The sequence below is a fragment of the Mesorhizobium sp. YC-39 genome (assembly GCF_025753795.1).
Lineage (GTDB): Bacteria > Pseudomonadota > Alphaproteobacteria > Rhizobiales > Rhizobiaceae > Mesorhizobium.
The window spans coordinates 837,928-860,690 of record NZ_JAOWPS010000004.1; the positions used below are offsets into that span (position 1 = coordinate 837,928).

Here is a 22,763-nt window from a genome sequence, read left to right on the forward strand (position 1 = left end):
TCTACTGCCTACTGCCTAATCCCCTGAGGATACTGCCAATGCTCGGACGCCTGAACCATGTCGCGCTTGCCGTGCCGGATCTGGCCGCGGCGACCGCGGCCTATCGCGATACGCTCGGCGCTCGGGTGACCGCGCCGCAGGCGCTGCCGGAACACGGCGTGACCGTGGTGTTCGTCGATGTCGGCAACACCAAGATCGAGTTGCTTGAGCCGCTCGGCGCGGGGTCGCCCATCCAGGCGTTCCTTGAGAAGAACCCCTCGGGCGGCATGCATCATGTCTGCTATGAAGTGGACGATATCCTGGCCGCGCGGGACCAACTCAAGGCAGCCGGCGCGCGTGTTTTGGGCGACGGCAGCCCCAAGACCGGCGCGCACGGCAAGCCGGTGCTGTTCCTGCACCCCAAGGATTTCTTCGGCACGCTGGTCGAACTGGAGCAAGCATGAGCTGGGTTTCGTTCATCGCCCTGTTCTTCGCCACCTGGTGGGTCGTGCTGTTCGCCGTGCTGCCGTTCAGCATGCGGACGCAGGATGAAGACGAGGACGTGACGCTGGGCACGGTTCCGAGCGCGCCGCGCGGACCGCATATGCTGCGCGCCGTGCTCAGGACGACGGTCGCCACGCTGGTCCTCATGGGCATCTTCTACGGCATCACCAGGGGGCTCGGACTCGGCATCGACGACATCCCGCACATCGTGCCGGACTTCAACCAGATGCCCAAGCATTAGCGTCGCCGAAAGGCTCTTTTCCTCGTCCTGAACGCAGGCGCCGATCGGCGCCGAAAAACAAAGCCGGCTTCCGGATTTATCGTGCTGCCGTGAGCGCGCGCCACGCCCCAAGGATTCATCTTACGCGCGTAAATTTCTTGTTTTATGCGCGTTAGCGGGTAATCTCGCCTCAGGCCCATGGGCAGGCTTTGAGCGACAGGCGTGGGATAAAGCAATTTGGCAATACGCTGTGCTAAGCAGATGATTGCACAAAAAAAATGCAAGGCACGAGGCCTTGCAATTTAAACGCGTCCGATCTGTTTCCGGTATCCGGCGGCAGCGAGTAACCGCGCCTAGATCGCATCCTCCCAAGACTTTGACCGCGTAGGAGAGCAGATTATTCTCCGCCCTCTCGGTTATCGGGGCACACTAGCCTAAGCCGGATGAAATTGTCACGCAGAATTTTGCCTCGAAACAGGCAATCTCGTGCTGCACTGCACAATAGTGTGGCAGGCGTTGCTTGCGAAACGACCAGCAAGGCCTTGTGCGGCACTGGTGCACCCGTTGCAGCGCCATTTCGACGCCATGGGCCGGGTTTCCATTCCGCCATGAAATGGCTATGAAGCCGGGGCAAGCAAGCCAGCACCGCGCCGATTCCGGTGCGGCAATCCTCTCTCACGGATCAGTCCATGCGTTTGTCGCGCTATTTCCTGCCTATACTCAAAGAAAATCCGCGCGAGGCCGAAATCGTCTCGCATCGGCTGATGCTGCGCGCCGGTATGATCCATCAACAGGGGCAGGGCAGCTTTTCCTGGCTGCCGCTCGGCAAGCGCGTGCTGGACAAGGTCTGCCGGATCATTCGCGAGGAGCAGGACCGCGCCGGCGCACTCGAAATCCTGATGCCGACCATCCAGTCGGCCGAGCTGTGGCGTGAAAGCGGCCGCTACGAGGACTATGGCAAGGAGATGCTGCGCATCAAGGACCGGCAGGATCGCGATATGCTCTACGGTCCGACCAATGAGGAAGTGGTCACCGAGATCTTCCGCTCCTATGTCAGATCCTACAAGGATCTGCCGATCAACCTCTATCATATCCAATGGAAATTCCGCGACGAGGTGCGGCCGCGCTTCGGCGTCATGCGCTCACGCGAGTTCCTGATGAAGGACGCCTATTCCTTCGATCTCGACTATGAGGGCGCCAAGGCCGCCTATAACAGGATGTTCGTGTCCTATCTCAGGACCTTCACGCGCATGGGCCTGCAGGCCATTCCGATGCGCGCCGACACCGGGCCAATCGGCGGCGATCTCAGCCACGAATTCATCATCCTGGCTGACACCGGCGAGAGCCAGGTGTTCTGCCATCGCGACTATCTTTCGCTGGCTGTGCCTGACGAAAACACCGATTTTTCCAACGATGGAGAGATCGGCGGTATCGTGAAGACATGGACGACGCCCTACGCCGCCACCGACGAAATGCATGACGAGGCGGCCTGGGAGAAGGTCTCGACAAGCGACCGCGTCTCGGCGCGTGGCATCGAGGTCGGGCATATCTTCCATTTCGGCGACAAATACTCCAAGCCGATGGGCGCCAAGGTAACCGGACCCGACGGCAAGGACCATTTCGTCTCCGGAGGCTCCTACGGCATCGGACCCTCGCGGCTGGTCGCGGCCATCATCGAAGCCAGCCATGACGACAACGGCATCATCTGGCCGGAAGCGGTGGCGCCGTTCGATGTCGGCCTGATCAACATGAAGGCCGGTGATGCCGACTGCGACCGCGTCAGCGGCGAGCTTTATGCGGCACTGACCGCCGCAGGCAAGGACGTGCTCTACGACGACACCGACCAGCGGCCAGGCGGCAAGTTCGCCACCGCCGACCTGATCGGCCTGCCGTGGCAGGTGATCGTCGGGCCGCGCGGCGTGGCCGCCGGCGAGGTCGAGGTCAAGAACCGCAAGACCGGCGAGCGCGAGACGCTGCCGCTCGCGGATTTGAAAAAGCGTTTCGGTATCGCCGCGTGACTGAGGCGGCAGCAGCGGCACCTACGGCCGCCGGACCCTTCTCCGTCTTCGAGCGCATGGTGGCGTGGCGCTATCTGCGCTCGCGCCGCAAGGAAACGGTGATCTCTGTCATCGCCTCGATTTCCTTTCTCGGCATTATGCTGGGTGTCGCCACGCTGATCGTCGTCATGGCCGTCATGAACGGGTTCCGCGCCGAGTTGCTGACGCGGATCCTCGGTGTCAACGGCCATCTGATCGTGCAGCCGCTGGATATGCCGCTGGAGGACTATGCGCAGGTCGCCAGCCGCATCAACGGCGTGTCCGGCGTCAAATACGCGATTCCGCTGATCGACGGGCAGGTGCTGGCGCAAGGCAATATTGGCGGCGGCACTGGCGCGCTGGTGCGCGGCATACGCGGCGAGGATCTGGGCAAGATCTCGATCGTCGCCAACAACATCAAGCAGGGTTCGATCGTCGGCTTCGACACGGGTGAGGGCGTCGCCATCGGCAGCCGCATGGCCGAGAATCTCGGCCTCGTGCTCGGCGATACCATCACGCTGATCTCGCCTGACGGCGATGTCACGCCACTCGGCACGACGCCGCGGATGAAGGGCTATCCGATCACGGCGATCTTCGAGGTTGGCATGTCGGAGTATGATAGCTCCATCGTCTACATGCCGTTTTCGGAAGCGCAGCTCTATTTCAACATGGACGGCCGTGCTCAGACAATCGAGGTCTATGTCGACAATCCCGACAATGTCGACGCGCTGAAACCAAAGGTCGAGGAGGCCGCCCAGCGCCCGGTCAATCTCGTCGACTGGCGGGAGCGCAACAAGACCTTCTTCGACGCGCTGCAGGTCGAGCGCAACGTCATGTTCATGATCCTGACGCTGATCGTGCTGGTGGCGGCGCTCAACATCATCTCGGGCCTGATCATGCTGGTGAAGGACAAGGGCCACGACATCGCCATCCTGCGCACCATGGGCGCCACGCGTGGCGCCATCCTGCGCATCTTCCTGATGACGGGTGCGGCGATCGGCGTGGTCGGCACCATAGCCGGCGTGCTGCTCGGCGTCGTCATCTGCCTCAACGTGGAGCGTATCCGCCAGTTCTTTTCCTGGCTGGCCAATGAGCGGCTGTTCAACCCCGAGCTCTATTTCCTCAGCCAGTTGCCAGCCCGCATGGACGCCAGCGAGACGATCTCGGTGGTGCTGATGGCGCTGGTGCTGTCGTTCCTGGCGACGCTGTTTCCGGCATGGCGCGCGGCCAGGCTCGATCCGGTCGAAGCGCTGAGGTACGAATGATGGCCGAGGCCATTATTGAGCTGAAGAGCGTCGAGCGACACTATGTCCAGGGGCCGCGCAAGCTGACCATTCTCAACGGCGCCGATTTTTCGCTCAGGCGCGGCGAGATCGTGGCGCTGGTGGCGCCTTCTGGCACCGGTAAATCGACGCTGCTGCACACGGCCGGACTGCTGGAGCGGCCGGACGCCGGCGACGTGATCCTGGCCGGCCGCGCCTGCGGGCGGCTCTCCGATGACGAGCGCACGGCGATCCGCCGCAACGATGTCGGCTTCGTCTATCAGTTCCATCATCTGCTGCCGGAATTCTCGGCACTGGAAAACATTATGATGCCGCAGCTCATCAAAGGGCTGGCGCCCAAGGAGGCTGCCGAGCGGGCGGCGCAACTGCTCGACTATATGCAGATCGGCAAGCGGGCGCAGCATCGGCCGTCGGAACTCTCCGGCGGCGAACAGCAGCGCGTCGCCATTGCGCGCGCCGTCGCCAACGCACCCCTGGTGCTGCTTGCCGACGAGCCGACCGGCAACCTCGACCCGGTCACCGCTTCCTATGTGTTCGAAGCGTTGCAGGCGCTGGTCAAGCAATCGGGCCTGGCGGCGCTGATCGCCACCCACAATCATGAGCTGGCCTCGCGGATGGACCGCCGCGTGACGCTGGCTGACGGCAAGGTCGTCCCCCTTTAGTAGGGCACGGCGATACTAAGGTGAGGCCGGCCTGCGAAAGGCGGCTTCCTGCGCTTCCGGCCTTCGCCGGCCGTAGCACTCATGAGCGGTCGCAGCAGTTAAGGCTACGGTCGGCGTAGGCCGGTGCTCACGCGTACCCAAACGTACGCTCCGCTCTGGTTCTCGGAATCCACCATTCTCGACTCGGCCTGACCTGAGTCTCGACGAGCCCTGGCCGACGCTTGATAACCGGCATTCGCCGCGTCAACCTTTCCTTAACCCTGCCGAATTGATCGCCCGGAATTTCGCGGTGTGCCCGATAGCGGTCGTTGACATTCGAACAAAATTAGAACAAAATACGAACATACCAACAACAGGAGAGAGTTATGGCCGATCTTGTTCAGGATGTCGTTTCGCTGGTTTGCATGAGCACATTTCTCATTTCCATGGCGATCTGGATCGGAGCGATGTGAAGCCTGCGGGCTTGCCGCATCTGTTTTCCGGCGGGCAAGGAGGTGTTGTGTCGTTAAGCTTTTCTTGCCGCCATGACGCTAGGGTGCCCCGAGGGAAAGAGAGGGTAACGCCAAGTGTCGCCGGTCGTGACGGCCATTCTCGTGGCCTGCAATCTCGGGCTGATTTTCCTGCTGCTGACCGCGCCGCTCGGTTTGCGCACGGTCAGGCTCAGCCGGCTGGTGGCGGCGGACCGACGCCTCCTCTGGCAGGCATTGTGGCCGCTTGGCGGCAATGCCGGCTGGTCGGGCGAGATACTTTACGCAGAGACGCTCGATGATCGGGGACAAACCCGGATCATCCTGTCCTGGGAAGGACGCGACGGCCAGCCGATCGAGCGCAAGGTTCTGCTGAATGACGTCGTGGAAGGCAGTCGCTTTTCCATGCGCGTCCTCGACGACACATCGCTCGATGCATCGTTCTGGACCGATTATCGCGAAACCACGGAACTCGTTGCTGAGGGCGGCGCAACGCGCGTGACGCTGAGCCGGACCGACCGTTACCGCGGCGTCGCGTTCCTGATCTTCCGCTATTTCGCCATGCGCCGTGAACTCGGCAAGCTGGATATCTGGGCGAGGACCGGACGCTATCGCAAGGGCGGCTGGTTCGAGCATCCGCTCAGCCAGATCGGCTTCGCCGTGCTTTCGGCATTCATCCTGTGGCCGCTCTTCGGGTTGAACCTTGGCGGCCTAGCGCTGGCCGCAATCCTGACATCGGTGGTTGCCTTGCATGAGCTCGGGCATATGGTGGCGTTCCGGCTGATGGGCCATCGCAAGGTGCGGATGATCTTCATCCCGCTGCTCGGCGGCATCGCCATAGGTGGGCGGCCCTATGACAGCCGTTTCGAAGTGGCTTTCGTGGCGCTGATGGGCGCCGGCTTCTCGGCTTTCCTGGTGCCGCTGCTGATCGCTGCCAGCGCGCTTGCCAGCGGGGAGGGACACCGGCTCGCCGCGGCACTGCTGGCGACGCTTGCAGGCTGCGCTGCGCTGTTCAACGTCGCCAATCTGGTGCCGGTGTGGAAGTTCGATGGCGGCCAGGTGCTGCGCCAGATCTGCCCCGGCCCGATCGCATTGGCGCTGGCATCGTTTGTCCTGCTTTCCGCCTTTCTGACGCTCGGCTGGCGGGCCGGCTTCTCGCACGGCTTCCTGTTGGTGGCGGGGGCCGTCTTTGCCATCCTCAGCCTGCTGACGATGGGCAGCGCGGTAAAGCCGCGTCATGAGCTGAAGCCGATCCGCACCTTCGACCGCTTCGCCATGGCCGGCGCACTGCTGGCGGTGTTCACCATTCACGGCTATGGGGTTTTGTGGGCATACGCCCGGCTTGTCAGCTTAGGCCTGACCTGAATCTCAACACACCCTGATCCGGACGCGATTTCAGCTGGCCTTGCGGGCCGCCTCGGCAGGCAAAGGCGCGGCCGGGCCGAACACATCCTCGAAGGCCGATTTCAGAGCCAGGTCGAGATCGGCCATGGTCACGGGAAGGCCGAGATCGACAAGGCTGGTGACGCCGCGATCCGCAACACCGCATGGCACGATGCCGCTGAAATGGCTGAGATCCGGCTCGACATTGATGGCGATGCCGTGAAAGCTCACCCAGCGCCGCAGTCTGATGCCGATGGCGGCGATCTTGTCCTCGGTAGGTGATCCGTCTGATAAAGCGGGGCGATCCGGCCGCACCACCCAGACACCGACGCGGTCCTCGCGACGTTCGCCGCGCACATTGAAGGCGGCGAGCGTGCCGATGATCCATTGTTCGAGGGCGGCGACGAAGGCGCGGACATCCTCGCGCCGGCGCTTGAGATCGAGCATGACATAGGCGACGCGCTGGCCCGGCCCGTGATAGGTATATTCGCCGCCGCGCCCGGCCGCGAATACCGGGAAACGATCCGGTTCGATCAGATCCTCGACATGGGCACTGGTGCCGGCGGTGTAGAGCGGCGGATGCTCGACCAGCCAGACCATCTCGCCGGCCGCGCCAGCTCTGATCGCTTCGGCGCGCGCCTCCATGAAGGCGAGTGCGTCTGGATAGGCGGTGAGGCCGGGCTCGATCCGCCATTCGACCGGTGCCGAACCGGGCAGGGGCAGGAACGACGTGGCGATCTGGCTGCGTTGTGTCATGGGCTTATCTCGTCTCGCCCTTCATATGGCGGCAATCGGCCGAAACGTCCAGTTCGGAGCGCGTTTCAATCTTCTCGACCCATGTGCCGATTCCCGGGCGATTATTGCGCGACGCGCCCTTGTTTCGCCGGAAACGATTTGCTACACGCCGCGAGCCGGTTCGTTCCGGCTCCTACCACGTGCGGTCGTGGCGGAATTGGTAGACGCGCAGCGTTGAGGTCGCTGTGGGGCAACCCGTGGAAGTTCGAGTCTTCTCGACCGCACCACCCTTCGCTCTTCGAGCTTCGGGTGGCAGGCCACCTGAAGGTCGTTAGACGAAGGAGTGTCCTCCGAAGCCTTGGCGTAGGAGGACCGTTGTGTTCACGCGGCCTTCTTTGTCCGCGCCAGCGTTTCGGCCATTCTCGCGCGATGGCGCTCGTCAGACGAAGGCGCTGTGTGAGCCGTCTTATGACTGTTGGACACCTGGTCCATTCGGCAGATCGACGGTAACGACGAGCCCACTTGGTCGGTTGTCCTGCAATTCGATCTTGCCGCCGTGACCCTGGATGATGTCCGCAACGATCGAGAGGCCAAGACCGAAGCCATGCTTTGACGCAATGCCGCGTGAGGTGTCCTCCTTGAAGAAGGGTTCGAAGACATCGGTGCGCGCCGCCACTGGAATCCCCGGCCCATCGTCGCCGACCGCTATGCGCGCCACTGTGTCGGTCTGCGTCAATGCGACGGTGACATGGCTGGCGAATTTGACCCCATTGTCGCAGAGATTGGTGATCGCACGCGCCAGCGCATTGGGCTTGCACCAGCCGAGAAGCCGGTCCGGTCCGGAATACGAGACCGAAAACCCGACATCGGAGAATTCGGCACAGACGGTTTGCAGCACGCTGGCAATGTCGGCGCGTTGCAACTTCTCCGTCGAAACGTCGTTGCGCAGATAGGTCAATGTCTCGTTGATCAGATCTTCGATGTGCTGAATGTCGGACAGCATCGCAGTGCGGGTGGCGTTGTCCTCCATGCGCTCGGTGCGAAGCCGCAGCCGCGTCAAAGGCGTGCGCAGATCGTGGCTGACGCTGCGCAGCATGCGCGTGCGGTTTTCGATCATCGCCCGGATACGTGTCCTCATCCGGTTCAATGCGCGCGCCAGGCCGACCATCTCGATGGAGCCGCGTTCGACGAAAAGCTCGTCGCCATTCTCGATCTCGGCCGAACCGACAGCTGTCGAGATGCGCTTCAACGGGTCCGTCACGGTCCATACCGCAAAGAGCCAGATCAGGGTTGGCAAGGCGATGAAGGCCATAAACTTGTAGAATAAGGAGCGGACGAGGTCTGACGTCAGCAAGGTGTCGGGTACTCCGAAATGAGCCAGGATGGTCTGCTGATCCAGGCCGATGACAAACGCGGATTGACCATCAATGGTCAGCCATCGCCCGTCAATCGGCCTGTCTTCGACCCCGAGAAGCCATTCGATGTTTCGCCACTGCACATAAGAGTATGGAATATTGTCGGTCTTTTCCTTCGAAAGTATTTTGAAATCCAGGCCCGCACGAGCCGTCGCTGCGAGGATCTCGTTACGCGCTGTCGCTGGTGCTTCGCGCAACAGGCCGGCAATCACGCTGGCGCGTACGACGCTGTCGTCGATGACCGGCAAGTCGATATTCCTTGTAAAACTTTCGATGACCGATCCGGTGGACAGGATCACAAACACCGCGACGAGAATGATCGCCGTGAGCTGCCCGCGCACTGACTGCGGCAGGCTGCGGCGGACGAAATTCCTCATGCTTCCTCCACTGTCGCGGTGAAGATGTAGCCGCCCAGCCGAACAGTCCTGAGAAGCACTGGATCGCGCGCATCCTTTTCGATCTTCTGGCGGATGCGGCTGACATGGACGTCGACGCTTCGCTCGATCGGCCCGGCGAGCCCGGCATGAGTGACGCCGAGAAGCTCCTCGCGCGACAGAACCCGGCCGGCGTTGCGGCAGAACGCGAGCAGCAGGTCGAATTCATGCGTCGTGGTCGAAACCCGCGCATTGCTCGGATCATGCAATTGCCGACGGATGGGGTCGAGGCGCCAGCCATTGAAGAGAAGCACCCTCGACCAATCGCGCTCGTCGGGAGCGTAGACGGTGCGGCGTAGCAGCGCCCGTATCCTGGCCGTCAGTTCGCGCGCACTGAACGGTTTCGTCACGTAATCGTCCGCGCCGATCTCCAGCCCAAAGACACGGTCGATTTCCTCGCCAAGCGCGGTCAGCATCAGGATCGGAATATTCGTTTCCGCGCGAAGACGGCGGCAGATGTTGAGGCCGTTTTCGCCAGGCAGCATGACATCGAGCACGATGAGATCGAATTTCTGGCTGCGAAGCGCGGCATTCATCCGAACGCCATTCTCGGCTATTTGCACAATCATGCCGTTTTCGGTGAGCGTCTCGCCCAGCATGCGCGCGATCTCGGCATCGTCTTCGACGATGAGGATACGCGCACCTTGCCTTGCCGATTTGGATTCGGCGGCCAGCTCGCCCTGGTGTCTTTGCCGTGCGACATTTGCCATTGCCTGACCGGTACCTGTGCGGGCGTCAGAACCGATATCCGACGAGAAGCATTCCTGAGGGCTGCACTTTTTCGACGACGATCGGGCTGTCCGCGGCGTCACCCACGAGAAAGCCGACCCCCGCTTCGCCGCGCACCATCCAGTTCTGGTTGAGCATATATGTGGCGGAGATCGAAAAATCGGCGCGCTTCAACCCGGCGCCGGCATCGTAGCGCGCCAGCCCAGAGCGAGCCGATTGTTCCGGCGTGACGCCGAAATACGCCTGCATATGATTTTCGTCGGCGAACTCGGCGGAAGCGCTGGCACCGATCATCAATGATTGCGACAAGGGCTGGTTGACCTCGACCCCAATCCTGCCCACCATGCCGTCGCTGCCGCCGATGGTCTTGTCCAATTGCGCGAAGATTTCGGCCGGGCCGAAATTCACTGCGGCCTTCCCGCCGACGGTCGCGCCCATATCGACGTCCCCCAACCCATGCAGGCGATCGGAATCGTCTTCCTTGCGGCCCATTTCATAACCAAGCCGCGCGCTGAATTCGAACCGGCCTTGCTTATAGACGGCGATGTTGGCGCCTGTCGGGTCGATCGTCACCACGTCGAGGAATGTCGCCGTGACAAAGGGCACCGGCATGATCTTGAACTTGTCGCTGCCCTCATATTCCGGGACGATGATCGCACCGCCGCCCAAGACGACATGCCAGTCGGACAGTTTTTGCTCGAAGCGAGCGAAACGGGAAGGTTCGGGCGGCGGCAGGGTGAAATCGTCCGAATTCACCGCAATGGCATCGGCGGCAAGGGCTATTCCCGGATGCGTTGAAAACAGGATGGCCATCGCTGCAAGAGATGCCCGGCCAGCAAATATTCCAGAGTCCATTTTGGCAAACATGCGCGCTCCAGTATAGCGAGGCCATAAGCCCCCGATGCTCTCACCATTTCAGATGAAAGCGGCGGCATGCGTTAAGTGGTGTTAAGTTTTGTTGCGCAATCGTGGTATTATCTTGGTGCCTCTCGCCGATCTTCCAGCAGGCTTTGAGCGCAATCGACGATGGTTACTTGGCCGGAGCATGGCGCAAAGCCGAGCACCCGGCGCGCCTTCCCGGACGAAAGTTCGAATCTCCGCCCGATCAATGGCGCCAGCGTTCGCAGGTGCGGCCTGAATGGCAGCATCAGACGCACGATGAAACCGGGCAGGCGCCTGCCCGGCACCCTGGCCGCCGCATTGCCAAGCCGTGCGCGCAGCGTCTTGAGACGTGCACCACGCAGGGCGCGCCGCCGTTTTCGCTTTTGCGGTCGCCCTTGGCCCCGCCTGACCTCGGGGACTACGCGGCCTTCTTCGTCCGTGCCAGCGTGTCGGCCACGACCTCGCCGAAGGACGAGGGCGTCGGCACGATGACGACGCCGGCCTCTTTCAGGATTTCGACCTTCTCCTGCGCCGACTCGCCAAAGGCCGAGATGATGGCGCCGGCATGGCCCATGCGGCGGCCCTTTGGCGCGGAAAGCCCGGCAATGTAGGCGATCAGCGGCTTGCGCATATTGTTGCGCGCCCAGATCGCGGCTTCGGCTTCCTGCGGTCCGCCGATCTCGCCGATCATCACCACGGCGTCGGTGTCGTCGTCCTGCTCGAACAGCTTAAGCATGTCCTTGAAGGAGGAGCCGTTGATCGGATCGCCGCCGATGCCGACGCTGGTCGAAACGCCGATGCCGAGCGCCTTCATCTGCGAGGCGGCCTCATAGCCGAGCGTGCCGGAGCGGCCGACGATGCCGACGCGACCGGGCAGATAGATGTTGCCCGGCATGATGCCCATCAGCGCCTGGCCGGGCGTGATGACGCCGGCGCAGTTCGGCCCGATCAGCCGCATGCGGTCCTCGAAGCGATAGCGAAGCATGTAGCGCTTGACCTGCATCATGTCCTGCGAAGGGATGCCGTCGGTGATGCAGACGCAAAGCTTTATGCCGGCATCCGCCGCTTCCATGATGGAATCGGCGGCAAAGGGCGGCGGCACGAAGACGATGCTGGCCTCGGCGCGGGTCTCGCGCACCGCGCCCTTGACGGTGTTGAAGATCGGCAGGCCGAGATGCGTCTGCCCGCCCTTGCCGGGCGTCACGCCGCCGACGAGCTTGGTGCCGTAGCGCTTCATGTCCTCGGCATGGAAGCTGCCGATCTTGCCGGTAAAACCCTGGACGATGACCCGCGTGCTGCGGTTGAGCAGGATTGCCATGTTTCGACCTCCCTCAGGCTGCTTTTTTCTTGGTGGCCGCGCGCCATGCGGCGACGGCTTTTTCGGCGGCTTCGGCAAGCGTGTCGGCGACGATCACCTTCTCGCCGGAATCGGCCAGGATGCGGCGTCCTTCCTCGACCTTGGTGCCGGCGAGCCGCACCACCAGTGGTACGTTGACGCCGACCTCGCGCATCGCCTTGACGACGCCCTCGGCGACCCAGTCGCAGCGATTGATGCCGGCAAAGATGTTCACCAGGATGGTCTCGACATTCTTGTCGCCGAGCACGGCGCGGAACGATTTCGCCACCCGCTCGGGCGAGGCGCCGCCGCCTATGTCGAGGAAATTGGCCGGCTCGCCGCCGGCGATCTTGATCATGTCCATCGTCGCCATGGCCAGGCCTGCGCCATTGATGATGCAGCCGATATTGCCGTCGAGGCCGACATAGGAGAGGCCGCGGTCGCTGGCGAAGGTTTCGCGCGGGTCTTCCTGGCTCTTGTCGCGCAGCTCGGAGATTTCCGGCCGCCTGAACAGCGCGTTCTCGTCGAACGACATCTTGGCGTCGAGCGCGACGAGGTTGCCGTCGCGGGTCACCACCAGCGGATTGATCTCCAACATGGAGGCGTCATAGTCGCGGAACACCTGGTAGCAGCTGAAGATGGTTTCGGTCGCCTTGCCGATCAGGTTCTGGTCGAGGCCGAGCCCGAAGGCGATCTCGCGTGCCTGGAAGCGCTGCATGCCGACACCGGGATCGACCGTGGTACGGATGATGGAATCGGAAGCTTTCTCGACGATGTCCTCGATTTCCATGCCGCCGGCTGCCGACGCCACGATCATGACGCGCTCTTCCTTGCGGTCGAGCACGAAGCCGACATAGAGCTCCTGGGCGATGTCGACGGCTTCCTCGAGGTAGAGCCGCGAGATCAACTTGCCGCGCGGGCCGGTCTGCTGGGTCACCAGCTTGCGTCCGAGCATGGCTTCCGCCGCGTTGGAGATCTCCTCGTCATTGGCGCAGAGCTTGATGCCGCCGGCCTTGCCGCGGGCGCCGGAATGAACCTGCGCCTTCAGCACCCATTTGCCGCCGCCGATCTCGCGCGCCCGGTAGGTCGCCTGTTCGGGGCTGTAGGCAAGCCCGCCGCGCGGCACATGCACGCCGTGACGGGCGAGCAGTTCCTTGGCCTGATATTCGTGGATGTCCATTTTGTCCTCCCGGTAATTCTCAGTGCGTCGCAGCCTGGCCGGCGCGTTCGATCGCCTCGTTGACCACCAGCACGTTGCGCGCCATGCGCTCCGACGCCGCGTCGATCATCTTGCCGTCAAGTGCCGCCGCTCCCTTGCCGAGCGCCTCCGCCTCCTTGAGCACTTCGAGGATGCGCCTGGCGCGGGCGACTTCCTTTTCCGGCGGCGAGAAGACGCTGTTGGCAAGTTCGACCTGCGAGGGGTGGATCGCCCATTTGCCTTCGATGCCGAGTGCGGCGGCACGTTTTGCTCCGGCGATGTAGCCCTCCGGATCGGAGAAATCGCCGAACGGTCCGTCGATGGCGCGCAGGCCGTAAGCCCTGCAGGCAACGGTCAGCCGCGACAGCGCGAAATGCCACTGGTCGCCGGGATAGTCGGGGTTGAGGCCGCCGATATTGACGGTGCGCGCCTTGCAGCTTGCGGCATAGTCGGCGACGCCGAAATGCATCGCTTCCAGCCGGCCCGGGCTGGCGGCAATGGCCTCGACATTGGCCATGCCAAGCGCTGTCTCGATCAGCGCTTCGAGACCGACGCGGGTCTTAAAACCCTTGGCCATCTCGATCTGGTTGACCATGGCCTCGACCATATAGAGGTCGGCCGGCACGCCCACTTTCGGCACCAGGATCGTGTCCAGCCGGTCTCCCGCCTGTTCCATCACGTCGACCACGTCGCGATACATGTAATGGGTATCGAGGCCGTTGATGCGCACCGAGACCGTCTTGCCCTTGGCGCGCCAGTCGATGTCGTTGAGCGCCTGAATGATGTTCTTGCGGGCGCGTTCCTTGTCCGGCGGTGCGACCGCGTCCTCGATGTCGAGGAAGACGAAGTCGGCGGCGCTGTTCGCCGCCTTGTCGATCATCTCTGGGCTGGAGCCCGGAACCGCCAGCTCGCTGCGCTGCAGGCGGAGTTTTTTCAGGTGGTTGATGGTGTGGCTCATCGTCGGCTCCCTCTCACGCCGCTTCGGCGACCGGCAGCTCGGCCGAGGCGCGGAAGTGCTGGATGGCGGCACCGACGCCAGAGCCCGGCGCCAGCCGCACGCCGCAGTCGAGCAGCGCCATTTCAGCGGCCGACAGCGAGGCCAGCACCATCACCTCGTTCAGCCAGCCGAGATGGCCGATGCGGAATACCTTGCCGAACACCTTGTTGAGGCCGCCGCCGAGCGAGGTCCGGTACGTCTGGTAGGCGCGCTTGACGACGTCGCCGCTGTCGATGCCTTCGGGCACCAGGATGGCGCTCACCGTATCGGAATGCCATTTCGGCGCTTTGGCGCAGAGCTTCAGACCCCAGGCTTCGACTGCCTTGCGCACGCCCTCAGCCAGCCGATGGTGACGGGCGAAGATGTTGTCCAGCCCTTCGTCCTCGATCAGGTCGAGCGAGGCGCGGAGCCCACGCAGGAGCTGCGTGGCCGGCGTATAGGGGAAATATCCGGCATCGTTGGCGCGGATCATGTCCTCGAAGGAGAAGAAGCAGCGCCGGTGGGTCGCGCTCCTCGAAGCCACCAGCGCCTTCTTGCTGACCGACAGGAAGCCGAGGCCGGCGGGCAGCATAAAACCCTTCTGCGAGCCGCTGACGGCGCAGTCGATGCCCCATTCCTCCTGGCGGAAATCGATCGAGCCGATCGACGACACGCCGTCGACGAAGAGCAGGGCAGGGTGGCTTGCGTCGTCCAGCACGGCGCGGCAGCCGGCGACGTCGCTGGTCACACCCGTCGCCGTCTCGTTCTGCGTGCAGAAGACCGCCTTGATGCGGTGCGCCTTATCCGCCTTCAGCCTTTCCGCGTAGAGCTCAAGCGGCACGCCAGTGCCCCATTCACAGTCGATCACGTCGACCTTGAAGCCGAGGCGCTCGGCCATGTCGACCCATAGATGCGAGAACTGGCCGAAGCGCGACATCAGCACGCGGTCGCCGGGGCTGAGCACATTGGTCATTGCCGCTTCCCAGGCACCGGTGCCGGAGGACGGGTAGATGAAGACGCGGCCGGTCTCGTTCTTGAATACCTTTTTGATGTCCTCGAACAGCGGCAGGGTGAGATCGGGGAAGGATCCGGCGCGCATGTCCTCCATCGGGAGGTTCATCGCCTGCCGGACCTGCTCGGGGATGTTGGTCGGCCCCGGAATGAAAAGATGGGTGAAACCGGCCATGCGCGAACTCCTCCTGATCCAGCAAACGGTGGTGGGGAGTTTCGTTTCGATGGTGAATGGCAACAACACCTTGGCGGGTAAGATCTCGCCGCGCGCGGGTGGGCTCGGCCTACCCGTTTGGCCTACCCGCTCGTCCTACCCTGTCACCCTACCCGAAAGGTGCTTCTGGCTACGCTGCTTCTCGCTTGAATAAAGGGCGACGGCCATTGCCCGGTTGCGGACGTCCAGCTTGTCGTAGAGATTCTTGAGATGGTATTTCACCGTGTTCTCGGAGATGCCCGTCCTTGTGGCGATCTGCAAATTGGTCCAGCCGTCGGAAAGCACTGCCAGCAGCTCGCGCTCGCGGACCGTGAGCTGCGACAAAGGCGTGTCGTTGACCTTGTTGATGTCGATATAGGGGATACAGATACGACCGTGCGCGACGGCCAGGATCGTCTCGAAGATGATCGGCGGGTCGTCGAACTGGAAGCAGTAGCCTTGCGCCCCGAGGCGCACGCATTGTTTCAGGATGCCAATGTCGTGGTCGTTGGAAAACACGGTGATGCGGACCTCGAGCCCGCGGCTTTGGACCTCGGCCAGAACGTCGGCGCCGTCCATGTCAGCGAGCTTCCAGCCGATGAGGGCGACGTCGAACTTTTGTTCCGTTGCCAGCTCCAGGAAACGCTTGCCGCTTTGTACGGACGTCAAAAGCTCGAAGCGCCCGTCGCAGTCCAGCATTTCGCGCAGCGCCGAGACAACAAGCGGATTGCGTTCGGCGACGACCACGCGAACGCGCCGCTCGCCAATTGCCTTGTTCGTTGTCTGCGACCTGATCTTCAAGGGCTTCCGGTTGTTCTGGTTGCGGGCATGGGCGGTTCCGGCCGTTTCCTGGGCTGCATCATGACAATTCTGCCCCAACCGCGCAGGGGTGCTCTTTCCCCAGCGACATGCGCTGTCGCGCGGCCTGCAGTCCGGCCCATATGCCATTTCGCCGGAATCGGCATTCCGGGCACCTGGCGGATGCGGTCGTCTCCTGGCGGATTTGGTCGGGGAGGAAAGGCGTATTTTCGTTTGATATTACCGTGCGTTAGGGCGACAGGTTCGTAAATCGAATGGTGCTGTCGCGCTATCTCTCGATTGGGCATCGGATTCTCCCAAAACCGGTTTCCCCTTTGGGTTCGATGCTCTAGACCTGAACTCTAGCTTTTCCGGAATCCTGACGGCGGGAGGCGCTGGTGGAAGGCCAGGACAATCAGACGACCGGCGCCAGGCCGCATGAGGAGCCTCACGCCGATATCTACGGCGAGGACGGCGCCGTCCTGTCGTCGTTTCTGGCCCAGATCGGCGCCGCCATCGCCGATCGCGACACGCTGACCCTGAAGCGCGAAGTCAACGACCTGCACCAATCGGAACTGGGCGACCTGCTCGAGGCGCTGCATCCCGACCAACGCCGCGCGCTGGTCGAACTCTTGGGCGCCGACTTCGACTTCTCGGCGCTGACCGAGGTCGACGAGGCGATCCGCATGGAGATCGTCGACAATCTGCCCAACGCGCAGATCGCCCAGGCGGTGCAGGAACTCGATTCCGACGATGCCGTCTACATTCTCGAGGATCTCGAGAAGGAAGACCAGGACGAGATCCTGTCGCAACTGCCGTTCACCGAGCGGATCAGGCTGCGCCGCTCTCTCGATTATCCCGAAGAGACCGCCGGCCGCCGCATGCAGACGGAGTTCGTCGCGGTGCCGCCATTCTGGACCATCGGCCAGACCATCGACTATATGCGTGAGGACCAGAACCTTCCCGATCGCTTCAGCCAGATCTTCGTCATCGATCCGAGCTTCAAGCTGCTTGGCGCCATCGATCTCGACCAGATCCTGCGCACCAAGCGCTCGGTCAAGGTCGAAGAGGTCATGCATGAGACGCGACACGCCATTCCGGCGACCATGGACCAGGAAGAGGCCGCGCGGGAATTCGAGCAGTATGACCTTTTGTCGGCCGCGGTCGTCGATGAGAACGAGCGCCTGGTCGGCGTGCTGACTATCGACGATGTGGTCGACGTCATCCAGCAGGAGGCTGAGGAGGATCTCTTGCGCATGGGCGGCGTCGGCGACGAAGAACTCTCCGACACGGTTGCGGCGACCTCACGCTCGCGTGTGCCGTGGCTGCTGGTCAATCTCGGCACGGCCTTCATCTCGGCCTCGGTGATCAGTATGTTCGGTGCGACGATCGAGGAAATGGTGGCACTTGCCGCGTTGATGCCGATCGTCGCCTCGCTGGGCGGCAATGCCGGCACACAGACGATGACGGTGACCGTGCGCGCGCTCGCCACGCGCGACCTCGATATCTACAATGCCGGCCGCGTCATTCGCCGCGAGGTTATGGTCGGCATGCTGAACGGCATGGTCATTGCGACCATCCTCGGGCTGGTCGCCGGCTTCTGGTTTCACAATCCCGATCTTGGTTTGGTCATTGCCGCGGCGATGATCGTCAACATGCTGGCCGCGGCGCTCGGAGGCATCCTGATTCCGTTGTTCCTCGACAAGCTCGGCGCCGATCCGGCTATTTCGTCATCGATCTTCACGACGATGATTACCGACGTAATCGGTTTTCTTGCCTTCCTTGGCCTTGCCACCTGGTGGCTGCATCTGGGCGCGGGAACCGGATAAGGCATTCAATTGACTTTTACGTAAGTGGCGTGCGAGGCTTCGGCGGGGAGCTACCGGTCGATTCCGGCACGGGGGAGCCCTTTCTTGGGGATGAAGGGCATCGCCGCATGATCGGCAACCCGCCAGTCCAGGCATTTGGAGTGACGATGCGGGAGTATTATTCGATCACCGAACTGACCCGTGAATTCGACGTGTCGACGCGGACATTGCGTTTCTACGAGGACGAGGGGCTGGTGCAGCCGATAAGACGCGGCCGCACGCGGCTGTTCCGTCCATCCGATAGGCATCTCATCCGCCAGATCATGCGCGGCAAGAGGCTCGGCTTCTCGATCAACGAAATCCGCGAAATCATCCAGATGTACAAGGAGCCGCCCGGCGAGGTCGGCCAGCTCAAGCTGATGATCAAGCGCATCGAGGAGAAGCGCGAGGATCTCCGGCAGAAGCGCCGTGACCTCGAGGAGACGCTGGCCGAGCTGGACCAGGCCGAGGAATCCTGCGTCGAGCGGCTGGTGGAACTCGGCGTCAATACTTGACGGCCTTCGCGTGGCTCAAATCCAGCGCCTGACCCTTTTCGCGTAATCCCGGTACTTCTTGCCGAATTTCGCCGCCAGTATTTTCTCCTCGCCTTCGACCGCGGCCTTCTGCGTTGCGAAGGCGGCGATGAATGCCATCGGCAGGAACCAGGCGATGCCCGATACGAAGGCGACGCCGATCATGAGCAGCGTGTTGGCCAAATAGATCGGGTTGCGGCTGATAGCGAAGGGGCCTGACGTGATCAGATGCTCCGGCACGCCATTCGGGTTGAGCGTCGTCTTCGCCCGGATCATGATGCGGATCGCCGTGAACCAGAGGGCAACGACACCGAACAGCGCCACAAGACCGGCCGCGAACAGGATGTCGCCGAGAAGGTCGCCGATCCATGGCAGCGGGTAGAGCAGGCCGAGCGCGACGCTGATGGCGATCGCCGCGAGATAGATCAGCGGCGGCCATGGTATGTGCCCGGGCTTCGGCAGGTTATCGGTCATTGTTGTCCTCCCTCCATCAACTTGCTTTCGGTGCTGGCGGTACAGGTGCTCGCCAGGTCAGCAAGATGCGACTTCCATTCGGCGGTCTGGTCGCCGCTGTAGAGCCGATCAAGCTTTGCCTCGCCCCGCAGCGTATCCAGCATGCATCCACAATAGTTGGAGCAGAATTCGTTGTCGCGCTGTTGCTCGCACGATACCTGGCAGGATTTGAGGAAGCTGACGTCCCTGTTTTCAGCGGGGGCGGGCATGATTTGCGAAAACAGCCAGACCGAGCCGATCAGCAGCGGCTGATGGATCAGGTAGAAGGCGAGGCTGTGCCGGCCTATGAACACCAGTGGATTTGACCAGCGGCCGGGCACGAGGTTCGCCAGCCGTGTCAGCACCCCTGAGGCGGAGCCGAGTTTAGCCGCCGCGATGCCCAGAAGCACGGCGCCGAACCAGGGAAACAGCGGAACATAGTCGTTGGAGCGCGGATTGGATGCCGACAGGCCGACCCACCACAGGGCCGGATGGTCGAAGATTTCGGACCTGAGATAGAAGGGCGCGGCGATGACGAAAGCCGCCACAAGCAGCGTCAGCAGCGCCGGCAATCTCAGGAACGCCAGGCCGAGCAGGCTGGCCAGTGCGATCTCGTGTAGTATGCCGAAGAAGATGAAACCATCAGGCGTGGCGAGCCTGGTGGCGACCGATATGGCAAGTGCTGCCCCGGCGACCATGGCAAAGCGCTTCCAGAAGCCGGGCCAGCGGATCTGTTTGCCATGGGCGAGATAGAGGCTGACGCCAACCAGGAACAGGAAGGTCGAGGCGATGCAGCGCGCGTAGAACTTCCACCAGCCGAAGGCGGTCAGGCCGGGGTCGGTGTAGCCGAAGAATTCGAGATCCCAGGTGAAATGATAGCTCGCCATGGCAAGCAAGGCGATGCCGCGCGCGATGTCGATGGCGACGATCCGCTTCGGCTTCGGTTGATCCTGAACGGGTGCGGTCAGCGTGAGGGTGCTCATGGTCTCGCAATTCTGATTCAGCAAGCCAAGACGACTATCACGGTTGCCCCGGGTAAAAGAAGGCAGCCATGCATGACCTCTGTGCCGGTTCGAGCGGCGCGGTCTCAAGGTGCGCTTTAGGCCAGCGCCGGAAAGCCTTTGGCCGGCTTCGCTTTTTGCCGTGAACGCGTCGGTTTCCTGTTACCGGGTCAGGAATTACCACGGCAGATTGGCCCCCACGTCCAGCTTTGGGCGATTCTGCTTCGGGGAAGGCAATGGCTACCCATGTGCGCCATCCGATCGGGCTTCCGGCCTTGCGGTCGGCGGATGCGCGCACCTTCGCCTCGCTCTACGCGGTCGAATCCTTCGCGCGCGCCACCGTGTCGAGCGTCATCCCGATCCAGGCCTATGAAATCCTCCACAACGAGCAGGTCGTCTCGATCCTCTACACGATCGTGTCCTTGCTTGGGCTGTCGGTGACGCTGTTCATGCCGATGCTGATCCGGCGCTTTGCCCGGCGCTGGGTCTACACCGCGGGTGCCTGCCTGCTTGCCATCGGCTCGCTGTTCTTCGTCACGCATACGCTGGCCGGGCAATTGGCGGGCATGCTTTGCCGGGTGATGGGCGCCAGCGCGCTATCGATCACGCTCAACCTCTACATCATGGACCATATCCGCAAGACTGATTTCATGCAGGCCGAATCGCTGCGCATGGCGTGGTCGATGCTCGCCTGGACCAGCGGGCCGACACTCGGCATCTTCCTCTATACGCGTTTCGGCATTTATGCCGCGCATGGCACCGTCGCCATCTTCGCGATGGCCCTGCTGGCGCTGTTCTGGACCTACCGGCTCGGCGACAACCAGTCGATCCGCCCGGGCAAGACGCGGCCGGCCAATCCGCTCGCCAATATCGGCCGCTTCGTCGCGCAGCCCAGGCTGAGGCTCGCCTGGCTGATCGCCTTCGGCCGTTCCTGCTTCTGGACGACGTTCTTCGTCTACGGACCTTTGTTTATGGTGATCACGGGCGAGGGCGAGCTTGCCGGCGGCCTGCTGGTTTCGGCCGGCAATGCGCTGTTGTTTACGGCCATCTTCTGGGGCAGGGTGGGACAGCGTTTCGGCGGCCGGCGAACCATGACCTTTGCCTATTTCGCCATGTCGGCCATATTGTTGGCGGCTGGCGCCGTCGGCGAATCTGTGCCGCTGCTCACCGGCGCTTTCCTGCTGTGCGGCGCGTTCTTCGCCATCGCATTGGATGCGCTGGGCTCGACCGCCTTCATGCGTTCGGTGCGCTCCTATGAGCGGGCGCAGATGGCGGCGGTCTATCGCACCTACCTCGACTTTTCCGAGCTGACACCGCCGCTGGTTTATTCGGTTGTGCTGGCGTTTTTCGGGCTGGGCTCGGTGTTCGCCACCCTCGGTATTCTGGCCGCGGCCTGCGGCTTTGTCACGTGGCGCTATCTGCCCAAATCGCTCTGACGCTTATGGCTTGGGCACAAGCGCGGAATGGCGCGCGCGCACCCAGTTGTGGAAGCGGTGCAGGTCGTACTCCTCGGGCATCAGCACCCCGGCCTTGTGGCGCACCGAGCGCAAGCCCTTCTGATTGACCTCGCAGATTGCGGCGTCTTCCTCCAGCACTTGCCTGCCGAAAGCGACGATGTTGTCGATATCGGTCGAGGGCGCTTCGAGCGCTTCGGTCGAAAAAAGCCATTCGGCGGTGAGTTCGGTCTGCTCCGGGCCAAGCGGCACCAGCCGGACTGTCCTGACATAGTCGACATGGCCGACGATGAACATCGACGGCAGGCTGGTTGCGTAGGTCTGTCCCGCCCCCCGCTCGGCCGCCGTCAGATTGGCAAAGACCGGGCCATGGACCTGACCGTCGCGCGACCACGTCTCGGCTCCGGCCCTGAGGCCGCCGGAAAACTCCGGCGCGTCATTGTCGGCATGGCGGGCCCATTCCGGATCGTCGTGCCGGCCCATCAGGCCGCGGCCATAGATCGGCACCAGCCGCGACAGATCCTTGTGCACGCCGGGGCAGTGCAGGCATTCGTTGAAGTTCTCCCAGAAGATCTTCCAGTTGCAGTTCATGACCTTGCGCAGCGCATGGCCTGATACCAGCGTTTCCAGCGGCCAGTTGGCGAGGTTGCCGGATGCGGGATCGAAGGATGTCTCAGCCGAACCGCCAGCATTCTCGGCGAGATTGACGAAGACAAAGCCGCGCCACACTGAAAGCGCCACGCGGTAGAGCGGATGCTCGGCCTTGTCGAAACCTTCGGGCAGCGATTTGGACGGCACGCGTACGAGGTCGCCGCGCAGTGAATAGGACCAGGCATGATAGGGACAGGTGATGAGCCGCGCCTTCAGCCGCCCCTCGCTCTCCTGGCAGAGCTGCGAGCCGCGATGCCGGCAGGTGTTGTGGAAGGCGCGCAACGCATCGGTCTCGTCGCGCAGCACGACGATCTCCTGCGTGCCGATCCTGAACGTCCTGAAAGCCAGCGGCTGGGCAAGGTCGGCCTCGCGGCAGACGAGCAGCCAGCTCTTGTACCAGATGGCGTCGAGATCGCGCTGATAGGCGTCCGCGTCCCAATAGGCTGATGAGGGCAGCGTCGGCTCAGCTCGGGTCAAACCATTATAGGGATCGCGCTCGCTCGGGTTGGGTTGCATGACAGGCTTCCTGTGATGCGCCAGCCGA

At 62.7% G+C, this 22,763-nt stretch carries 21 protein-coding genes and 1 tRNA gene; 10 read left to right on the forward strand and 12 right to left on the reverse strand.

The window, feature by feature from the left end; genetic code table 11:
* Positions 1 to 38 precede the first annotated feature (38 nt).
* The 6 genes from mce to OHD62_RS25525 all read left to right on the forward strand — a co-directional run bounded on the left by mce (position 39) and on the right by OHD62_RS25525 (position 6,516).
* Positions 39 to 443, forward strand: coding sequence for a methylmalonyl-CoA epimerase (gene mce, locus OHD62_RS25500; protein ID WP_263788410.1), 405 nt, complete (start codon positions 39 to 41; stop codon positions 441 to 443).
* Positions 440 to 724 (forward strand): DUF1467 family protein, encoded by a 285-nt coding sequence (locus OHD62_RS25505; protein ID WP_263788412.1) that lies wholly within the window; start codon positions 440 to 442, stop codon positions 722 to 724. The genes mce and OHD62_RS25505 overlap by 4 nt, the downstream gene beginning before the upstream one ends.
* 668 nt (positions 725 to 1,392) lie before the next feature.
* On the forward strand, positions 1,393 to 2,721 hold the full coding sequence (proS, locus tag OHD62_RS25510) for a proline--tRNA ligase (RefSeq protein WP_263788414.1): 1,329 nt from the start codon (positions 1,393 to 1,395) through the stop codon (positions 2,719 to 2,721).
* Between the two features lie 56 nt (positions 2,722 to 2,777).
* Entirely contained in the window at positions 2,778 to 4,004 is a 1,227-nt protein-coding gene (locus OHD62_RS25515) for a lipoprotein-releasing ABC transporter permease subunit (RefSeq protein ID WP_263788571.1), read from the forward strand.
* Positions 4,001 to 4,684, forward strand: coding sequence for an ABC transporter ATP-binding protein (locus OHD62_RS25520; RefSeq protein WP_198292790.1), 684 nt, complete (start codon positions 4,001 to 4,003; stop codon positions 4,682 to 4,684). The genes OHD62_RS25515 and OHD62_RS25520 overlap by 4 nt, the downstream gene beginning before the upstream one ends.
* A gap of 566 nt (positions 4,685 to 5,250) precedes the next feature.
* On the forward strand, positions 5,251 to 6,516 hold the full coding sequence (locus tag OHD62_RS25525) for a site-2 protease family protein (RefSeq protein ID WP_263788417.1): 1,266 nt from the start codon (positions 5,251 to 5,253) through the stop codon (positions 6,514 to 6,516).
* A 30-nt stretch (positions 6,517 to 6,546) separates the two neighbouring features.
* Here OHD62_RS25525 and lipB read toward each other — a convergent pair whose 3' ends face one another.
* A complete protein-coding gene (gene lipB / locus OHD62_RS25530; RefSeq protein ID WP_263788419.1) occupies positions 6,547 to 7,290 on the reverse strand; it encodes a lipoyl(octanoyl) transferase LipB in 744 nt (247 codons plus the stop codon).
* 181 nt (positions 7,291 to 7,471) lie between these two features.
* Here lipB and OHD62_RS25535 point away from each other — a divergent pair.
* Positions 7,472 to 7,556 (forward strand) — tRNA-Leu (locus tag OHD62_RS25535).
* 179 nt (positions 7,557 to 7,735) lie between these two features.
* Here OHD62_RS25535 and OHD62_RS25540 read toward each other — a convergent pair.
* The 8 genes from OHD62_RS25540 to OHD62_RS25575 form a co-directional block, all read right to left on the reverse strand.
* The gene (locus OHD62_RS25540; protein ID WP_263788421.1) at positions 7,736 to 9,061 is read right to left on the reverse strand and encodes an ATP-binding protein; all 1,326 of its coding nucleotides are present in this window, start codon (positions 9,059 to 9,061) and stop codon (positions 7,736 to 7,738) included.
* Entirely contained in the window at positions 9,058 to 9,828 is a 771-nt protein-coding gene (locus OHD62_RS25545; protein WP_263788423.1) for a response regulator, read from the reverse strand. The genes OHD62_RS25540 and OHD62_RS25545 overlap by 4 nt, the downstream gene beginning before the upstream one ends.
* A 25-nt stretch (positions 9,829 to 9,853) precedes the next feature.
* The gene (locus tag OHD62_RS25550; RefSeq protein WP_263788426.1) at positions 9,854 to 10,714 is read right to left on the reverse strand and encodes a MipA/OmpV family protein; all 861 of its coding nucleotides are present in this window, start codon (positions 10,712 to 10,714) and stop codon (positions 9,854 to 9,856) included.
* Between the two features lie 433 nt (positions 10,715 to 11,147).
* A complete protein-coding gene (gene sucD / locus OHD62_RS25555; protein ID WP_263788427.1) occupies positions 11,148 to 12,047 on the reverse strand; it encodes a succinate--CoA ligase subunit alpha in 900 nt (299 codons plus the stop codon).
* Positions 12,048 to 12,060: 13 nt separating this feature from the next.
* A complete protein-coding gene (locus tag OHD62_RS25560) occupies positions 12,061 to 13,245 on the reverse strand; it encodes a malate--CoA ligase subunit beta (protein ID WP_263788429.1) in 1,185 nt (394 codons plus the stop codon).
* A 19-nt stretch (positions 13,246 to 13,264) separates the two neighbouring features.
* On the reverse strand, positions 13,265 to 14,221 hold the full coding sequence (locus OHD62_RS25565) for an HpcH/HpaI aldolase/citrate lyase family protein (protein ID WP_263788431.1): 957 nt from the start codon (positions 14,219 to 14,221) through the stop codon (positions 13,265 to 13,267).
* 13 nt (positions 14,222 to 14,234) lie between these two features.
* The gene (locus tag OHD62_RS25570) at positions 14,235 to 15,425 is read right to left on the reverse strand and encodes an aminotransferase class V-fold PLP-dependent enzyme (RefSeq protein WP_263788433.1); all 1,191 of its coding nucleotides are present in this window, start codon (positions 15,423 to 15,425) and stop codon (positions 14,235 to 14,237) included.
* 135 nt (positions 15,426 to 15,560) lie between these two features.
* A complete protein-coding gene (locus OHD62_RS25575) occupies positions 15,561 to 16,244 on the reverse strand; it encodes a LuxR C-terminal-related transcriptional regulator (protein ID WP_263788434.1) in 684 nt (227 codons plus the stop codon).
* Positions 16,245 to 16,639: 395 nt separating this feature from the next.
* Here OHD62_RS25575 and mgtE point away from each other — a divergent pair, with 395 nt between their 5' ends.
* The gene (gene mgtE, locus OHD62_RS25580) at positions 16,640 to 18,070 is read left to right on the forward strand and encodes a magnesium transporter (protein WP_263788436.1); all 1,431 of its coding nucleotides are present in this window, start codon (positions 16,640 to 16,642) and stop codon (positions 18,068 to 18,070) included.
* Positions 18,071 to 18,216: 146 nt separating this feature from the next.
* Positions 18,217 to 18,603 (forward strand): MerR family transcriptional regulator, encoded by a 387-nt coding sequence (locus tag OHD62_RS25585; protein ID WP_107650335.1) that lies wholly within the window; start codon positions 18,217 to 18,219, stop codon positions 18,601 to 18,603.
* A 15-nt stretch (positions 18,604 to 18,618) separates the two neighbouring features.
* Here the strand turns inward: OHD62_RS25585 and OHD62_RS25590 are convergent, their stop codons facing one another.
* Positions 18,619 to 19,095 carry a methyltransferase family protein gene (locus tag OHD62_RS25590; RefSeq protein ID WP_263788438.1) on the reverse strand — a complete coding sequence of 159 codons (477 nt, stop codon included), beginning with the start codon at positions 19,093 to 19,095 and terminating at the stop codon, positions 18,619 to 18,621.
* Entirely contained in the window at positions 19,092 to 20,096 is a 1,005-nt protein-coding gene (locus tag OHD62_RS25595) for a DUF1624 domain-containing protein (protein ID WP_263788440.1), read from the reverse strand. The genes OHD62_RS25590 and OHD62_RS25595 overlap by 4 nt, the downstream gene beginning before the upstream one ends.
* A 254-nt stretch (positions 20,097 to 20,350) precedes the next feature.
* Between OHD62_RS25595 and OHD62_RS25600 the strand changes: the two genes are divergently transcribed.
* Positions 20,351 to 21,550, forward strand: coding sequence for an MFS transporter (locus OHD62_RS25600; protein WP_263788442.1), 1,200 nt, complete (start codon positions 20,351 to 20,353; stop codon positions 21,548 to 21,550).
* A gap of 3 nt (positions 21,551 to 21,553) precedes the next feature.
* Here the strand turns inward: OHD62_RS25600 and OHD62_RS25605 are convergent, their stop codons facing one another.
* On the reverse strand, positions 21,554 to 22,735 hold the full coding sequence (locus tag OHD62_RS25605) for an aromatic ring-hydroxylating oxygenase subunit alpha (RefSeq protein ID WP_263788444.1): 1,182 nt from the start codon (positions 22,733 to 22,735) through the stop codon (positions 21,554 to 21,556).
* Positions 22,736 to 22,763: the final 28 nt, after the last annotated feature.

Excerpts from the sequence above, each read along its gene's own strand:
- mce (WP_263788410.1), top strand. The coding sequence starts at position 39 with ATGCTCGGACGCCTGAACCATGTCGCGCTTGCCGTGCCGGATCTGGCC.
- OHD62_RS25505 (WP_263788412.1), top strand. The coding sequence starts at position 440 with ATGAGCTGGGTTTCGTTCATCGCCCTGTTCTTCGCCACCTGGTGGGTC.
- proS (WP_263788414.1), top strand. The coding sequence starts at position 1,393 with ATGCGTTTGTCGCGCTATTTCCTGCCTATACTCAAAGAAAATCCGCGC.
- OHD62_RS25515 (WP_263788571.1), top strand. The coding sequence starts at position 2,778 with ATGGTGGCGTGGCGCTATCTGCGCTCGCGCCGCAAGGAAACGGTGATC.
- OHD62_RS25520 (WP_198292790.1), top strand. The coding sequence starts at position 4,001 with ATGATGGCCGAGGCCATTATTGAGCTGAAGAGCGTCGAGCGACACTAT.
- lipB (WP_263788419.1), bottom strand. The coding sequence starts at position 7,290 with ATGACACAACGCAGCCAGATCGCCACGTCGTTCCTGCCCCTGCCCGGT.
- OHD62_RS25540 (WP_263788421.1), bottom strand. The coding sequence starts at position 9,061 with ATGAGGAATTTCGTCCGCCGCAGCCTGCCGCAGTCAGTGCGCGGGCAG.
- OHD62_RS25545 (WP_263788423.1), bottom strand. The coding sequence starts at position 9,828 with ATGGCAAATGTCGCACGGCAAAGACACCAGGGCGAGCTGGCCGCCGAA.
- OHD62_RS25550 (WP_263788426.1), bottom strand. The coding sequence starts at position 10,714 with ATGTTTGCCAAAATGGACTCTGGAATATTTGCTGGCCGGGCATCTCTT.
- sucD (WP_263788427.1), bottom strand. The coding sequence starts at position 12,047 with ATGGCAATCCTGCTCAACCGCAGCACGCGGGTCATCGTCCAGGGTTTT.
- OHD62_RS25560 (WP_263788429.1), bottom strand. The coding sequence starts at position 13,245 with ATGGACATCCACGAATATCAGGCCAAGGAACTGCTCGCCCGTCACGGC.
- OHD62_RS25565 (WP_263788431.1), bottom strand. The coding sequence starts at position 14,221 with ATGAGCCACACCATCAACCACCTGAAAAAACTCCGCCTGCAGCGCAGC.
- OHD62_RS25570 (WP_263788433.1), bottom strand. The coding sequence starts at position 15,425 with ATGGCCGGTTTCACCCATCTTTTCATTCCGGGGCCGACCAACATCCCC.
- OHD62_RS25585 (WP_107650335.1), top strand. The coding sequence starts at position 18,217 with ATGCGGGAGTATTATTCGATCACCGAACTGACCCGTGAATTCGACGTG.
- OHD62_RS25590 (WP_263788438.1), bottom strand. The coding sequence starts at position 19,095 with ATGACCGATAACCTGCCGAAGCCCGGGCACATACCATGGCCGCCGCTG.
- OHD62_RS25595 (WP_263788440.1), bottom strand. The coding sequence starts at position 20,096 with ATGAGCACCCTCACGCTGACCGCACCCGTTCAGGATCAACCGAAGCCG.
- OHD62_RS25600 (WP_263788442.1), top strand. The coding sequence starts at position 20,351 with ATGGCTACCCATGTGCGCCATCCGATCGGGCTTCCGGCCTTGCGGTCG.
- OHD62_RS25605 (WP_263788444.1), bottom strand. The coding sequence starts at position 22,735 with ATGCAACCCAACCCGAGCGAGCGCGATCCCTATAATGGTTTGACCCGA.